Below are 13,639 nucleotides of genomic sequence, written 5' to 3' on the forward strand. Positions count from 1 at the left end.
GCGACCATGGGACTCAAGCAGGTCAAAGAGAAGCTATTAAGCACCGACTATCCACAATGGCGAAACCTGCTCTCTACCGCGGCTTTCCTGATTATGGTCACAGGAACAGCGGCTGCCTGGATTTACACCTATTACACATCGCCAAATGCAGCATGCCACACGGGTTTTCTCTACCTCACATATGTGTGGCTGTTTATTCAGTGGGTCGTCATCGGCTATCTTTATCAATCCAGCGACATCCCGTCATTCGCCAGAGATGCGATTAAAGTTTTGATCTTGCTCGCGAATGTCTGGTTCGGGCTTTTCCTGTTTTCTTTGCAGCCCTGTGCCCAATAGCCACGAGCTTTTTCTCCGAGGAGCAACAATGAATACTGATCGGTGGACGCAACTGATGGCTGCTTGGCGGTTTTCTTCGCATCAGGAAACCTACGACTCCCTGATCAACGCCTATTCTGAGAAGGGCCGGCACTACCACACGCTGGAGCATGTTTCTGCGTGCCTTCGGCATTTGGATAACTGCTCGGCCAAGATTGAGCATCCGCGGGAGGTAGAGCTTGCACTTTGGTTCCATGATGCCATTTACAAGCCTTTATCCAGCAAAAATGAACTGGAAAGCGCCGATTGGGCAGCTTCGTTTTTGGCAGAGTCCGGCGCAAGCGCTGAAGAAATCGATCGTGTTCACAGGCTCATTATCGTCACGGAGCATGATGTTCCTACCCAATCCCGTGACGAATCGATTCTTGTGGATATAGACCTGTCAATTCTGGGGGCCGCTCCGGAACGCTACGAGATTTTCGAGCAAGGGGTACGCAAGGAATACAGGCTCGTCCCGGCGTTCATCTACCGAAAGAAGCGTGCCGCTGTGCTCCGGGGATTTATAGAGCGCCCGCAGATTTACACGTCAGGGATATTCCCGGAAGCGAGTGAGCGCCAAGCCAGAGAGAACCTTTCAAATGCGGTGTCCAAGCTGGAAGGGCGCGCATAGTCCCGGCATTCCCTCTGGTGATCAAAGGCACGCTTCAATCCTGCCTCCAAAACTAGGGTGTTAACACCACCTTGCCGATATTGGCACGGTTTTCGATATAGTCGTGGGCCAATGCGGCATCCTCAAAGCTGAAGGACTCGGCGACGGTGGGATTGATCCAACCCTCCTCCACACCGGCAATGATTTTATTCATCCACACGCGGATTTTTTCAGGCTCATGCCAAAGCCGCCCCATATTGATACCGAACACAGACCTGTTTTCGTTCATCAAACTGATGGGGTGGAATATGGGCATCATCACTGCGGTTTTCGCCAGCGCCAATTTGCTGCCAATGCCATTGCCAGATGCAGCCGAAATTCCGAACATCGCCAAGCGCCCGGACGCGCGCAAAGCCTTGTAACTCTTACGCCAGCTCTCTCCACCCAACGGGTCGAGAATCAGCTCAGCGCCTTTCCCATCGGTCAGGTGCATCAGCTCTGTGTACCAGTCGCTATTTCGGTAATCTATGGCGTGGTTAAGCCCGCGAGACAGTAAGTATTCATGTTTTCCAGGGCTCGCTGTCCCAATGGTAGTGGCACCAATGTGTTGCGCAATATCCAGGGCAGCAAGGCCTACCCCGCCCCCAACGTTGTGAATCAAAACTGTGTCTTCCGGTTGCAGCGCGCCACAAATAACAAGCGCTTGCCAGGCGGTCAGATAGTTCACGGGGATAGCTGCCGCTTGCGCGTAGGAGAGCCGGCCTGGTTTCTCGAAGATCTGGTTGAGCGAAACAACTACCTGAGAGGCATGGCCGCCAAACCGGGTCAAAGCCATTACAGGCTTACCCATCCACTTTTCTTCGACACCGTCGCCAACGGAGTCGATCACACCTGACACTTCATACCCGGCCGTAAAGGGAAAGCTTGGGGCATCCTGATACAAACCTTGGCGCGCCATAATATCGGCAAAGTTCAGCCCCGAGGCTTTAACCGAAATTCGCACCTCACCTGGGCCAACCGCCAGGCTTGGAAACTCCTTGAGTGTCAGTACGCTGCTGTTTCCAGCTTTAGGTATGATCACGCGCTTCATAGAGGCTCCGGTATCGTATTCCAAGTATTATCTTTGTTCATCGGATATGACATAGTTCGAGCAAACGCTAGGAGTTATATCACAAGCATGTCGTCATTAGAGCTGAGAATCCCCCCTCCCGCAGTTACCGCCATTGTGGCGTTTATCATGTGGGGCATAAATGTGGTGACGCCGTCACTTCAATTTCACGACACTACTCGAGTAGTCGCAGCCATCTCAGTCGCATTACTCGGCGGCTGCATCAGCTTGGTTGGCGTAATCTCTTTTCGCAGAATGAAAACCACCATCAACCCAACCAGACCCGAAAAGGCGTCTCTCCTGGTAGCATCCGGAGTATTCAAGGTTACGCGCAACCCCATGTACGTGGGCATGGTGCTGGTGCTGTTTGGGTGGGCAATATTTCTTTCTTCTCCTTGGGCCTTACTCGGTCCTATCGCATTTACGCTTTATATAACCCGATTTCAAATCATTCCGGAAGAACGCGCCCTCGATGCGATCTTCGGATCCGAATATACTTCTTACAAAGCACGTGTTCGGCGCTGGATTTGATTTGCAGCCCAATGACTTTAATCAAAGCAGATAAACTATGGATTTTTCGATCACATTTTTTAAGTTGTTTCTTTGGGGAATGTACTTTTCACTCCCGATTTTACTTTCGATCTGCGTATTTATCGTTGGTTTCGGGTTGGTTGTAGGCCGCCTGGAATCATGGGGGAGGTTCGATGCGCTTTATTGGGCGTTTATAACAGCGTTTACCGTAGGCTACGGGGACATTCGCCCGTTACGAAAATCGTCGAAAATCCTCTCGATAGTCATTGCCTGGTGCGGAATTATGCTCACAGGTCTATTTGTGGCGATTGCGGTAAAGACAGCCTCTACTGCATTTGAGATCCATATTGACCCTGAAGTCTTGAGAAGTGTCGGCCAAGGGTTTGCCGGATAATCTAGGTGTATGTCCAGGCCAACACCCTCGTGACCTTGTTCCCCTGTTTCATTTCTATTTCTCGCACATCGGTCGCCCCGAGTTTACGAATCAATTTCGTGGAAGGCTTTACGTTATCAGCTTTCGACACCAGGCTGGTAAACCAGCGGCATTGAGTTGCAAATACCCGGCTTTCCTTTATGAGCTTTTTGAGGAACATCTGTTCGCCACCTTTGCACCAGAGCTCCGCTTCCTGCCCCCCAAAGTTCAGAGCTTGTGAGGCAGCCACGGGCCTTTTTTCACCGCGATTACGGGCAAGGTTTTGCAACTTTAACTGACTACTCTTGAGCGCCTCATCTTGTGAAGCATGGAAGGGGGGATTGCACACACTGACATCAAAAAGCTCCCCTTTTCGAATAACCCCGTCGAAGATTTTATGTCTGTCGTTTTGCATGCGCAGGGTGAAACGGTCTTTTAGCGTAGGGTTCTTGGCGATAATCCCGGCCACGTTTTCAAGCGACCGGGCGTTTATATCACTGCCAACGCAATGCCATCGGTACATTTGGCATGCCAGTATCGGATATACACCATTGGCCCCGGTGCCTATATCGAGCAAGGTGATTTCCGGCTGGGTGCTGACCCGATTCGCAAAAGGCTCGAACTCTCCCAGGAGCTCAGCTACGTGATGGATGTAGTCTGCTCGCCCCGGAATGGGTGGGCAAAGTGCCCCTTCCGGGATATCCCAATCAACAATGCCGTAGTAGTGCTTCAACAGGGCTGCGTTCAGCAATTTTACTGCCTGTGGATCTGCGAACTCTATGGAGAGGTTACCGTAGGCGTTTGCTTTAACGTAGGGCGCTATTGCCGGGTGACTTTTTATGAGGGATGGAAAATCGTAGCCTTGCTTGTGCAGATTTCTGGGGTGTAAACCTTTTCCACCAGGCTTAGCCTGATGCCTGTTACTTCGCTGGGAACTGCTCACAGTTTTATTTCCGGGATGTGTAAATCAAAGCCGGTGCCTGTGTCTATGCAGGTACCGGCTTCGGAGATTATAACAGCTGAGGATGCTCAGGAATGAATGAGTTCCCTCCACTCTTTCAATGAATACGCTCCGCTCTGGATAGATTGTCGTTTTAGCGGGTATATTGGCGGTAAAGTCACAGATTCCGGCAGGAGCCTTGGATGTTGCAGGCCCATGAGTTCTGGTTGTTTTTTAGCGCGAGCTTTTTGCTCTGGATAACGCCAGGGCCAGACACCGTGTACATTTTAGCCAGAACCCTATCCCAGGGGCGCGTTGCCGGGCTGTTATCGGTATTCGGTGTAAGCACTGGCATACTGGCGCACACCCTGTTTGCGGCAATCGGGCTTTCCGCGCTGTTGGCAACTTCTGCACTGGCATTTACAGCAGTTAAAGTTATCGGTGCCGGGTACCTGATCTATCTTGGCGTCCAAGCCTGCCGCCGTCAGAACGAGCTGGCAACATCCTCTGAAACAGCTACCCAGAAGCGTTCACAGCTTTTTTACCAAGGCTTCTTGACCAACCTGTTGAACCCGAAGATCGCTATCTTCTTTCTCGCGTTCCTGCCGCAGTTTGTGGCGTCCGGGGCCAACAACAGCGCCACTGTATTTCTGTTTTTAGGCGGTGTTTTTGTGCTGGGCGGCACTTTGTGGTGTCTTTTTCTCGTCGCGTTTACTGCCAGCTTTTTAAACGCAGCCAGGTCGGACTCGCGTCTGTTTGAAGTGATAAGCAAAGTCACTGGGCTTGTGTACATCGGGCTTGGTTTGAACCTGCTTCGTGCAAAGCTATAAATCATACAAGGCCAAAACTCCATGAACGCATCCCCACGAGCTGCGCTGACCCGGATATTCGTCCTTCTACTGTTTGTCTGTACCCTGTCTTTTGTGTGGGAAACCTCAAAGCATTTTGAATCGCAGCCGACTATTGGCCATGTAACCGCCCATCAGTACAGGGATTACACTATCAGTTATAGTGTTCAGGGCCAGACCCATCAGTTTGCGACAAGACGAGGGATTCTGGACTTTCTCGGGCGCCTTAAATCACTACAAACAGGAGACGAGGTGCCATTGTTGGTCAACCCGAAGCCCCCCTACGAGGCCGTGATCAACACTCTGAATGGCCGGTATCAAATTACCATTACCTTTGTCGCGCTCACGCTCGTGTTCGCTGCGACGGCCATGGTGTCGGGTTTGCGGCGACAAAATGCTCAGGATTCATAAAAATGAAAGACTTATCTGATAATCTAGGCACCCTCGATTGGCTCGATACCATTCGCTGGACTGCGGACGGTCTGGTTCCTGCGATTGCACAGGATGCAGCCACGGGCGATATCCTGATGATGGCCTGGATGAACCGGGAATCCCTTCGCCTCACGGCCGAAGAGGGTCAAGCGGTTTACTGGTCACGTTCACGGGGTAAACTCTGGCGCAAGGGCGAAACTTCCGGACACCAACAAGTGGTCAAGGATATCCGCCTCGACTGTGATGAGGACGTTATCCTGCTAAAAGTAGAGCAAAAAGGCGGCATTGCATGCCACACTGGCCGGCGTAGCTGTTTTTACCGCTCATTGAAGGGCGACCAGTGGGTGGGCGTTGAACCCGTCATTAAAGATCCGGATGCCATTTATGGCAGCAACTGAGGAGTGGATGTATTGAGTGATGTTCTGGAAAATCTGACACGGGTTCTCGAAGCCCGTAAATCAGCCGACCCTGAGAAATCCTACGTCGCCAGCCTCCACTCCAAAGGTCTGAACAAGATTCTGGAAAAGGTCGGCGAAGAGTGTACAGAAACACTGCTGGCAGCCAAGGATGCGGAACACTCGGGGGAAACTCGCGCAGTCATCAGCGAAACAGCGGATCTCTGGTTTCACTGCATGGTTATGCTCTCCAACCTGGGCCTGAGCTCCAAGGATATACTGGATGAGTTGAGCAGCCGGTTCGACCTTTCCGGGCTGGAAGAAAAGGCGTCCAGGAGCAAGTGAGCAGGTAATACCCCTAACGGGGGGTTTCCGCCACCCTGCTCTGGTAACGTATAATGTTAATCTACGAAAACATCGAAACGAGGATCCCGTAATGGGCATCAGCATCTGGCAACTTCTTATTGTTCTGGGCATTGTGATTCTGCTGTTCGGAACCAAGAAGCTTCGCAACATTGGCACCGATCTTGGTGGAGCCATTCGTGGCTTCAAAAAATCCATGAATGACGAAGACAGCAAACCAGGCGACCCGGATTCGCTGGAAGGTACTCAGGAAGAACAGGCGCGTCAGGCGACTGAAGATAAGCCCAGGGAAAAAACCAAAAGCTGAGACCAGACACCATGTTTGATATCGGCTTTCTTGAGCTGCTGATTTGCGGCGTTATAGCTCTACTGGTGCTTGGCCCCGAACGGCTCCCCACGGCTGCAAGAGCGGCTGGGCGCTGGGTTGGCGGTGCACGCCGTATGGTCACCCAGTTTACCTCTGAGCTGGACCGCCAACTGAAAGCCGAAGAGCTGAGAAAAGAACTGAGCGAAGCTGGTGATGTGGGCCTTGATGACGTAAAGAAGACCGTGCGCGGCGCTCTGGACGAAGCCAAAAAGTACGAGCACATGATCCTGTCGGATAAACCTGCCGGCAAATCAGCGGGCGAGCAAAAGAGCGTGCCAGATCAGCCAGACGCCGCACCAAAACCGTCGGATAAGCCTTCATGAATTCAAAAACAGATGGAGAACAGCCGGGTCATCAGAACACCACACCTGAACAACCGGAGATGCCTCTGGTTGCGCACCTGTTGGAACTTCGCGACCGATTACTGAAGATGGTTTTGGCGGTAGTGATCTGTTTTGCCGTCATTTATCCATTCGCCAATGAGCTATATCTCTGGTTATCCGAGCCTATCCGATCACTGTTGCCCGTAGGCCAGACCATGATCGCAACGGATATCACCTCGCCGTTTTTCGCGCCCCTGAAGCTGGCCCTGTTTTTATCGGTATTCGCCGCTATCCCTGTGATTCTTTACCAGCTGTGGAGTTTCGTTGCGCCCGGGCTCTATGCCCATGAAAAGCGCCTGGCGTTTCCACTGCTGTTTACTTCAGTAATCCTGTTCTATCTCGGTGCGGCGTTTGCGTATTACGTGGTATTCCCGCTGGTGTTCGGCTTTTTTACAGCGATCGGCCCGGAGGGCATCGTTGAGCTGCCAGACATCAGCAGTTACCTGAACTTCGTGCTGAAAATGTTCTTTGCATTCGGGATTGCTTTTGAAATCCCCATCGCGACGATTTTGCTGATTCTCAGTGGCGTGACTACGCCGTCAGACCTTGCTGCAAAACGCCCCTACGTAGTGGTGGGCTGTTTTGTAATCGGCATGATGCTGACACCCCCGGATATCATTTCCCAGACACTTCTCGCGGTTCCTATGTGGATACTGTTCGAGCTGGGCATTTTGTTTGGCAGGCTGGCGGTGCGCGAAGTAGTAGAGACGGACGAGTCTTCCTCTCAATGAATCTCGCCTTATTGTTTGATGAGGATTTTATTGCGCCCAACCGTGTTGTGCTGCGGGGCCGCAGGCTCGAGCACATCCGATCTGTGCTGGGCGCTACCCAAGGTGACCAACTGCCAGTTGGCCGTGTAAACGGTCTGATGGGGCAGGGAGTCGTTGTAACGCTCACTGATTCGGAAGCTGAGTTGCTTGTCACTCTGGATCAGGCACCACCCTCACCACTCCCCTTTACACTCATTCTGGCCATGCCACGGCCAAAAATGTTCCGCCGGGTTCTGCAAACCAGCGCCACACTGGGGGTCAAGGATATCTGGCTGATCAACAGCTATAAGGTGGAAAAAAGCTTCTGGCAAACGCCTTGGATGTCAGATGAGAATCTGCGGGAAAACCTTACTCTCGGCCTGGAGCAGGCAAAAGACACAACGATGCCGAAGGTGCATATCCGCAAGCTGTTCAAACCCTTCGTGGAAGATGAACTGCCTGCCTTGCTGCAAGGCAAGGTGGCCCTGGTTGCGCACCCTGGCACGGCCACCCCTTGCCCTACCCACCTGAACAGGCCAACAGCGCTGTGCATAGGCCCTGAGGGCGGATTCACACCCTACGAAGTAGGTAAACTTGAAGAGGCCGGCTGCCAAAGCGTTCACCTTGGGCCTCGCATTCTTCGGGTGGAAACAGCCGTTCCCGTTCTCGTAAGCCGTTTATTCGACGCTTGTCTCTGATCTGGATGCCCACATCCGAATCAGTGGTGTAAGTACGGCCACCAACAATGCCCCCGCCAGCAATCCAATCAGCCCATTAGCAACCGTAGTGAGCAGCACTGCAGAAACACCACCAAACCCTGCAGCGAAGTTCTCGATGGCGTTATAAAGTGGGGTTACGCCGTGCACCAAAATACCGCCACCCACTAAAAACATGGCAATGGTGCCGACAATGGACAGGGTTTTCATCAAGTAAGGCGCAAACCAGAGTATGCCATGGCCTATCTTCTGGGCTACTGCGCTCTCTTGTTGGGTGAGATAAAGCCCGCCGTCATCCAGCTTCACTATTCCGGCCACCAAACCGTATACACCGACGGTAATCAGCACAGCGACCACTGCCAGCACCGCAAACTGTATACCTATGCTCTCAGCCGTTACCACTCCGAGCGTGATGGCGATTATTTCTGCCGACAGAATGAAATCGGTGCGTATCGCGCCTTTAATTTTTTGCCTTTCTACAACCCTCAAATCCACTTCGGGTTTCTTCAATGCCTTCAGCAACTTTTCTTTCCGTTGCGCCTCTTCCTCTGAGTGGAAGAATTTGTGAATGATTTTTTCAGCACCCTCAAAACACAAAAACGCACCGCCAAGCATCAACAGGGGCGTAACCAACCAAGGCACAAAAAAACTGATTGCGACAGCAGCCGGCACCAGTATGGCTTTGTTCGCGAATGAGCCTTTGGCAACAGACCAGACTACAGGCAATTCTCTCGCCGCTCGCACGCCAGTTACCTGTTGGGCATTCAGTGCCAGATCATCTCCTAATACCCCGGCAGTTTTTTTGGCCGCCGCTTTGGTCATCATGGAGATGTCGTCGAGGATCGTGGCAATGTCGTCGAAGAGTGCGAGAAGACTGGTTCCTGCCATAAGTGTAAATCCTTTAGTGTGTTGATCGTTTAAATATCAAGGCCCATGGCCTCCGCAGCAATACGGTTCTTTACCGGGCCCCGGCCGTCAAGCCAGCGCATTCCAGTGTTTCTCAGCCATCTCAGTGGCAACTCATCACGACCAAACAGCTGCTTGAAGCCTTCCATGGCAACCATCATGGCCAGGTTTTCGCCTTTGCGGCGGCGCTGATAGCGCGCAAGAACCAGCTCATGAGCTGGATTCAAACCCGTGCGCTTAGCCTTGGATAGCTCCTCCAGCAACACCCGAACATCCCCATACCCGAGGTTGGCACCCTGCCCCGCAAGCGGATGAATGGTGTGGGCCGCATCGCCCACCAATGCAAAACCGGGCGCAATATAATCTTTGGCATGGCGTTGCCGCAGAGGAAAGGCAAAGCGTTTGGACACTGCCCCAAGGACACCCAGTTCTCTTTCGATTGCCCGTTCCAGTTCCGCAGTAAAGGCTGCATCATCCAGAGCCATCAGGCGGCGGGCTTCTTCGGTGTCCTGCGACCAAACAATAGAACAGAAGTGCTCATCATTGCTTTCCGTTGCCAGTGGCAAAAACGCCAAGGGCCCGGTTTGGGAAAATCTCTGCCAGGCTGTGTATCCATGGCTTTGAGCCGTACGCACGGTACATACGATGGCCTGCTGATCATAATCCCATTCACGGGTTGGCAAGCCTACCCACTGGCGTAACCGGGAGTTGGCGCCATCGGCCGCAATAACCAGACGAGCCCCGAGTGTGCGACCATCGGCAAGCTCAATGCTGCGCTGGTCGCCATCCTGGGAGCAGCCGGCAACCTGCACACCATCAATCAGCTCAACGCCACTGGTTTCCACAACCTCGAACAGCGCCCGAACCAGGCTGCGGTTTTCAACGATCGTGCCCAGAGCGCGGACTTGTAGTTCGGCAGCATCGAAGTGAATACGCCCAGTGCCATCGCCGTCCCACACAGTCATGCCCTGATAAGGGCAATGGCGGCCGGCTACAACACCTTGCCAGGCGCCTAGTGACTCGAGCAACTGCTGGCTGGCCATGGAGATAGCACTGACGCGTGGCTCAAAATCTGCCACGCTTTTGACCGTCACCGGGGCCTGCAACAAAGCAGCGCGTTCACCGGCCTCTACCAAGCCCACATGCCAACCCTGCTGTGACAGGCCAAGCGCCAGAGCTGTGCCGGTCATGCCGCCGCCAACCACAAGAATATCGAACACCCTGGTATCGCTCATTGCTTATCGCTCGCTACAGGCCCATGGATGACAGCACGGCGACCGGCGGTGCCCATCGCTTTTCGGGCAAACAAACGCTTTGCACCGGGGAGCAAATCCAGCCCCACCAACCCGGCATCCCGCGCTGCGGCAACGGGCGCCAGTGAGTGACCAAAAATGCGGATCAATGAATCCGAGAACTGCACGGTTTGCTGCCAATCCGGCTTATGCAACTCGTGATAGCGGCGCAAAATCTGGAAGTCGCCCGGCGATCGCCCTTGCTCAATAGCCCACCGGAACTGTTCTACCAGAGTCATCAAACCCCGCAGCGCCAGGTTGAAGCCCTGCCCCGCCACCGGGTGCAAGGCATGGGCAGCATTGCCTACGAGTGCAACGCCCGGCCTTATTGGCTCATTTACAGTGGTCAGTGTCAGCGGGTAGTGGTTGCACTCACCTATGCGGGTAAACCGCCCCAGGCGCCAACCAAAGCGCTCCTGAAGCCGCTGGCACTTATCGCTATCGGGCATGCCCAGAACCTCTTCAAGCTCCTTATCGTTCAGAGTCCAAACCAGTGCAGACTGATGGCCTGCGCGGGAAGGTGAACCATGGGGCAACAATGCCATAGGGCCGGCATCGGTAAAACGCTCGAAAGCAGTGAATTCGTGGCTGTCGCTGGTGGAAACGTTTGCGATCAGCGCATTCTGATCATAGCCGTGGTGATTTGTCTGGAAGCCGAGTTTTTCTCTCAGCACGGAACGACCGCCGTCTGCAACAATCAGGCATTTGGCCTTCAGGGTGCTGGCCTCGTTGCCAGCTTTTATCTCAACGCTTACGCCCTGCTCGGAAGGCACCATATCAATCACTTCGGCGGGCGCCTGCCACTGGGTATTGGTTTCAAGCAGCTCCCGCATCAAGCAGAGCCCCATCCAGCGGTTATCGACCACATAGCCCAAGGCTTGCTGCTGGAACTCTCTGGCCTTCAGACGGGTCGCGCCGAACCGGCCCCTGTCAGACACATGAATGTGCTGGATGGGCGTCGCATGCTCCGATATCCGCGGCCACAGCCCAAGCTCGTCAAAGATTAGCCGGGAACCCCAAGCCAACGCTGTGGAGCGCGCGTCGTAGCTGGGCTGATACGCATCCGGCAAGGCATCCGCAGACAGCGGAAACGCCTCAACCACGGTTACCCTCAACGTGGGAGCAACCTTGGCCAGTGCCAGGGCGAGCGTTGCGCCAGCCAGCCCGCCGCCCGCAATGATCACATCGGTATCAGAGTGTTTCACAGGCTCATTCCGCCATCAGGGCTTCGATCTCATCAATGGTTTTGGGTACGCCGTTTGTCAGCACCCGGCAGCCATCCTTGGTCACCACTACGTCATCTTCGATACGAATGCCGATACCACGCCACTTTTCATCCACATCGGTATTGCTCGGCGAGATATACAAGCCAGGCTCAACCGTCAGCGCCATCCCCGGCTCGAGCAACCGCCATGCGTCGCCAATTTTGTAGTCGCCTACATCGTGCACATCAAGGCCTAACCAGTGGCCGGTGCGGTGCATGAAGAAGGGCTTGAAGGCTTCGTTTGCAATGGCATCGTCAACAGTGCCAGACAAGAGCCCTAGATCAATCAAGCCGCCGGTCAGCACTCTCAACGCGGCTTCGTGGGGGTGATTCCAGTGATTGCCCGGGCGAACCGCATCAATGGCCGCGTACTGGGCTTCCAGCACTACTTCGTAGACTGCCCGCTGCTCAGGGCTGAACTTGCCACTGACCGGAAAAGTGCGAGTTATATCAGAGGCGTAGCATTCCACTTCACAGCCCGCATCAATCAGCACCAGGTCGCCATCTTTCAACGGCGCTGTGTTCTCAATGTAGTGCAAAATACAGCCATTCGCACCGCCGCCGACGATAGACGGATAAGCCGTGGAACGGGCGCCATGATCCATAAACGTATGAATCAGCTCGGCTTCAAGGTTGTATTCGTAACCGCCCTTACGGGCGCGCTTCATGGCACGGCAATGGGCGTCTGAACTGATCTGACCCGCCTTGGCCATAGCTTTGATTTCGTTTGCGCTTTTGAAAAGCCGAAGGTCATGCAACAGGTGCTCCAGCGCCACAAGCTCACCGGGCGGGTGCGCACCGCTTTTGACCTTGCTGCGGATAACCTTCACCCAGTCCATTACCCGGGTATCGAATCCCTGATCTTTGCCCAGCGGGTAATACACCCGGCTGCGGCCTTCAATCATGCCGGGCAGAATGTCGTCGATATCGGCAATCGGGAACGCATCGTCCAGCCCGTAACGCTCTATCGCGCCCTCAGGCCCCACAAGAAACCCATCCCACAATTCTTTTTCGGGATTTTTCTCTTTGCAGAACAGCACTGACTCGCCGTGTTCACGGCCCGGAATCAGCGCCAGAACAGCCTCGGGCTCCCCGAAGCCGGTCAGGTACTGGAAATCACTATCCTGCCGAAACGGGTGCAATACGTCGCGGTTACGAACTCGTTCCGGCGCAGCTGGAATAATGGCAATACTGTCTGGCGCCATGCGCTCCATCAGTTTGCGTCGGCGCTCGGAAAATTCCTTGACGGGTATAATGGACGACATAGGTTCTCCCGCAGTGTGAGACATGATCAATGCAGCGTTGATGCTTGTGACGCCGGCCGTTCCGGCGGATTGAACTCGGTAAACACGGCCAGAGCTCCAAGCCGGATGTATTCGGTTATTTCCACCAGCTGCTGTTCGCTTTCCTGATCCGATTCCTGATCTTCAGACACCTGGCTGATGGCCACCATGTCCTCGATAAGCTCGCGGATTTCCTCCGGCGCTTCACCCAGAGACTCTCCGGCAGACAAGGCCATGCCCTCCAGAAAGCCACGCACCCAAGCTACAAGGGCTTCAAGACGCTGATCGATTGCATAATCATCATCAGGCAGCAAAGGATGAAAGCTCATATCCGCCGACTTTAAAAACGCCAAGGTCTGTTCGTAGGCTTGATTCATGAACACGGACAGATCATCAGCCTCCGCGGCTGCACTTTCAGGCAACCCCATGTGTTCGCAAACCATAGCTAGCCACTCATCTTCCTCAATGCGGGAACCGGCAGCCAGTCGCCCACAAAGGGCGCCATGAAGCTCGGAGGGATGACTGAACGCTTTGTGAGCGGTAAAAACGTTCGCCCAGCGTTCGAATTCAGCAGCGTGGGGCGCGCCCGCAGTGTCGGTTTCTGACATGGACCTGAACCATCCTGTATTGAGAAGTTAGGGCACTATCCTAGCATTCAGGCGTCTTCAAGGCACTGACTGGTTGAT

19 protein-coding genes are annotated in these 13,639 nt (G+C 53.9%); 12 read left to right on the forward strand and 7 right to left on the reverse strand.

Annotation, left to right across the window (positions count from 1 at the left end):
* Positions 1–6: 6 nt before the first annotated feature.
* Both RG807_RS04740 and RG807_RS04745 read left to right on the forward strand, forming a co-directional pair.
* Positions 7–336 (forward strand): hypothetical protein, encoded by a 330-nt coding sequence (locus tag RG807_RS04740; protein WP_309043846.1) that lies wholly within the window; start codon positions 7–9, stop codon positions 334–336.
* A gap of 28 nt (positions 337–364) precedes the next feature.
* On the forward strand, positions 365–985 hold the full coding sequence (locus RG807_RS04745) for an HD domain-containing protein (RefSeq protein ID WP_309043847.1): 621 nt from the start codon (positions 365–367) through the stop codon (positions 983–985).
* A gap of 52 nt (positions 986–1,037) precedes the next feature.
* On the opposite strand, the gene RG807_RS04750 is transcribed toward RG807_RS04745, so the two are convergent.
* A complete protein-coding gene (locus RG807_RS04750; RefSeq protein ID WP_309043848.1) occupies positions 1,038–2,054 on the reverse strand; it encodes a zinc-binding dehydrogenase in 1,017 nt (338 codons plus the stop codon).
* A gap of 87 nt (positions 2,055–2,141) precedes the next feature.
* Here RG807_RS04750 and RG807_RS04755 point away from each other — a divergent pair, with 87 nt between their 5' ends.
* Positions 2,142–2,603, forward strand: a complete 462-nt coding sequence (locus RG807_RS04755) for a methyltransferase family protein (protein WP_309043849.1) — start codon at positions 2,142–2,144, stop codon at positions 2,601–2,603.
* A gap of 37 nt (positions 2,604–2,640) precedes the next feature.
* Complete coding sequence (locus RG807_RS04760; RefSeq protein WP_309043850.1) at positions 2,641–2,997, forward strand: potassium channel family protein; 357 nt, start codon at positions 2,641–2,643, stop codon at positions 2,995–2,997.
* A gap of 1 nt (position 2,998) precedes the next feature.
* On the opposite strand, the gene rlmF is transcribed toward RG807_RS04760, so the two are convergent.
* Complete coding sequence (gene rlmF / locus RG807_RS04765; protein ID WP_309043851.1) at positions 2,999–3,958, reverse strand: 23S rRNA (adenine(1618)-N(6))-methyltransferase RlmF; 960 nt, start codon at positions 3,956–3,958, stop codon at positions 2,999–3,001.
* Between the two features lie 200 nt (positions 3,959–4,158).
* Between rlmF and RG807_RS04770 the strand changes: the two genes are divergently transcribed.
* From RG807_RS04770 to RG807_RS04805, 8 genes are all read left to right on the forward strand, one after another.
* Positions 4,159–4,785: a LysE family translocator gene (locus tag RG807_RS04770; RefSeq protein WP_309043852.1), complete on the forward strand. Its 627-nt coding sequence runs from the start codon at positions 4,159–4,161 to the stop codon at positions 4,783–4,785.
* Between the two features lie 21 nt (positions 4,786–4,806).
* On the forward strand, positions 4,807–5,214 hold the full coding sequence (locus RG807_RS04775; protein ID WP_309043853.1) for a DUF3592 domain-containing protein: 408 nt from the start codon (positions 4,807–4,809) through the stop codon (positions 5,212–5,214).
* A gap of 2 nt (positions 5,215–5,216) precedes the next feature.
* Positions 5,217–5,633, forward strand: a complete 417-nt coding sequence (gene hisI, locus RG807_RS04780) for a phosphoribosyl-AMP cyclohydrolase (RefSeq protein WP_309043854.1) — start codon at positions 5,217–5,219, stop codon at positions 5,631–5,633.
* Between the two features lie 12 nt (positions 5,634–5,645).
* Positions 5,646–5,975, forward strand: a complete 330-nt coding sequence (locus RG807_RS04785; protein ID WP_309043855.1) for a phosphoribosyl-ATP diphosphatase — start codon at positions 5,646–5,648, stop codon at positions 5,973–5,975.
* Positions 5,976–6,066: 91 nt separating this feature from the next.
* Complete coding sequence (gene tatA / locus RG807_RS04790) at positions 6,067–6,300, forward strand: Sec-independent protein translocase subunit TatA (RefSeq protein ID WP_309043856.1); 234 nt, start codon at positions 6,067–6,069, stop codon at positions 6,298–6,300.
* Between the two features lie 11 nt (positions 6,301–6,311).
* Positions 6,312–6,683, forward strand: a complete 372-nt coding sequence (gene tatB / locus RG807_RS04795; RefSeq protein ID WP_309043857.1) for a Sec-independent protein translocase protein TatB — start codon at positions 6,312–6,314, stop codon at positions 6,681–6,683.
* Positions 6,680–7,474 carry a twin-arginine translocase subunit TatC gene (gene tatC / locus RG807_RS04800; RefSeq protein ID WP_298449378.1) on the forward strand — a complete coding sequence of 265 codons (795 nt, stop codon included), beginning with the start codon at positions 6,680–6,682 and terminating at the stop codon, positions 7,472–7,474. Before tatB ends, tatC begins: the two co-directional genes overlap by 4 nt.
* Entirely contained in the window at positions 7,471–8,190 is a 720-nt protein-coding gene (locus RG807_RS04805; RefSeq protein WP_309043858.1) for a 16S rRNA (uracil(1498)-N(3))-methyltransferase, read from the forward strand. The genes tatC and RG807_RS04805 overlap by 4 nt, the downstream gene beginning before the upstream one ends.
* Here the strand turns inward: RG807_RS04805 and RG807_RS04810 are convergent.
* The 5 genes from RG807_RS04810 to RG807_RS04830 are packed head-to-tail and all read right to left on the reverse strand — an operon-like array spanning position 8,170 to position 13,561.
* Positions 8,170–9,096, reverse strand: a complete 927-nt coding sequence (locus tag RG807_RS04810) for a DUF808 domain-containing protein (RefSeq protein WP_309043859.1) — start codon at positions 9,094–9,096, stop codon at positions 8,170–8,172. The two genes, RG807_RS04805 and RG807_RS04810, sit on opposite strands and share 21 nt — an antisense overlap.
* A gap of 29 nt (positions 9,097–9,125) precedes the next feature.
* Positions 9,126–10,349, reverse strand: a complete 1,224-nt coding sequence (locus tag RG807_RS04815; RefSeq protein ID WP_309043860.1) for a UbiH/UbiF/VisC/COQ6 family ubiquinone biosynthesis hydroxylase — start codon at positions 10,347–10,349, stop codon at positions 9,126–9,128.
* A complete protein-coding gene (gene ubiH / locus RG807_RS04820; RefSeq protein ID WP_309043861.1) occupies positions 10,346–11,611 on the reverse strand; it encodes a 2-octaprenyl-6-methoxyphenyl hydroxylase in 1,266 nt (421 codons plus the stop codon). Before ubiH ends, RG807_RS04815 begins: the two co-directional genes overlap by 4 nt.
* Positions 11,612–11,615: 4 nt before the next feature.
* Entirely contained in the window at positions 11,616–12,935 is a 1,320-nt protein-coding gene (gene pepP, locus RG807_RS04825) for a Xaa-Pro aminopeptidase (protein WP_309043862.1), read from the reverse strand.
* A gap of 26 nt (positions 12,936–12,961) precedes the next feature.
* A complete protein-coding gene (locus RG807_RS04830) occupies positions 12,962–13,561 on the reverse strand; it encodes a UPF0149 family protein (RefSeq protein ID WP_309043863.1) in 600 nt (199 codons plus the stop codon).
* Between the last annotated feature and the right edge of the window lie 78 nt (positions 13,562–13,639).

The organism is Marinobacter sediminicola (genome assembly GCF_031157525.1).
Classification (GTDB): Bacteria; Pseudomonadota; Gammaproteobacteria; order Pseudomonadales; family Oleiphilaceae; genus Marinobacter; species Marinobacter sediminicola.

Excerpts from the sequence above, each read along its gene's own strand:
- RG807_RS04750 (WP_309043848.1), bottom strand. The coding sequence starts at position 2,054 with ATGAAGCGCGTGATCATACCTAAAGCTGGAAACAGCAGCGTACTGACA.
- RG807_RS04770 (WP_309043852.1), top strand. The coding sequence starts at position 4,159 with ATGTTGCAGGCCCATGAGTTCTGGTTGTTTTTTAGCGCGAGCTTTTTG.
- tatA (WP_309043856.1), top strand. The coding sequence starts at position 6,067 with ATGGGCATCAGCATCTGGCAACTTCTTATTGTTCTGGGCATTGTGATT.
- RG807_RS04775 (WP_309043853.1), top strand. The coding sequence starts at position 4,807 with ATGAACGCATCCCCACGAGCTGCGCTGACCCGGATATTCGTCCTTCTA.
- hisI (WP_309043854.1), top strand. The coding sequence starts at position 5,217 with ATGAAAGACTTATCTGATAATCTAGGCACCCTCGATTGGCTCGATACC.
- RG807_RS04760 (WP_309043850.1), top strand. The coding sequence starts at position 2,641 with ATGGATTTTTCGATCACATTTTTTAAGTTGTTTCTTTGGGGAATGTAC.
- RG807_RS04830 (WP_309043863.1), bottom strand. The coding sequence starts at position 13,561 with ATGTCAGAAACCGACACTGCGGGCGCGCCCCACGCTGCTGAATTCGAA.
- tatC (WP_298449378.1), top strand. The coding sequence starts at position 6,680 with ATGAATTCAAAAACAGATGGAGAACAGCCGGGTCATCAGAACACCACA.
- RG807_RS04805 (WP_309043858.1), top strand. The coding sequence starts at position 7,471 with ATGAATCTCGCCTTATTGTTTGATGAGGATTTTATTGCGCCCAACCGT.
- RG807_RS04810 (WP_309043859.1), bottom strand. The coding sequence starts at position 9,096 with ATGGCAGGAACCAGTCTTCTCGCACTCTTCGACGACATTGCCACGATC.
- pepP (WP_309043862.1), bottom strand. The coding sequence starts at position 12,935 with ATGTCGTCCATTATACCCGTCAAGGAATTTTCCGAGCGCCGACGCAAA.
- RG807_RS04745 (WP_309043847.1), top strand. The coding sequence starts at position 365 with ATGAATACTGATCGGTGGACGCAACTGATGGCTGCTTGGCGGTTTTCT.
- RG807_RS04755 (WP_309043849.1), top strand. The coding sequence starts at position 2,142 with ATGTCGTCATTAGAGCTGAGAATCCCCCCTCCCGCAGTTACCGCCATT.
- tatB (WP_309043857.1), top strand. The coding sequence starts at position 6,312 with ATGTTTGATATCGGCTTTCTTGAGCTGCTGATTTGCGGCGTTATAGCT.
- RG807_RS04740 (WP_309043846.1), top strand. The coding sequence starts at position 7 with ATGGGACTCAAGCAGGTCAAAGAGAAGCTATTAAGCACCGACTATCCA.
- RG807_RS04815 (WP_309043860.1), bottom strand. The coding sequence starts at position 10,349 with ATGAGCGATACCAGGGTGTTCGATATTCTTGTGGTTGGCGGCGGCATG.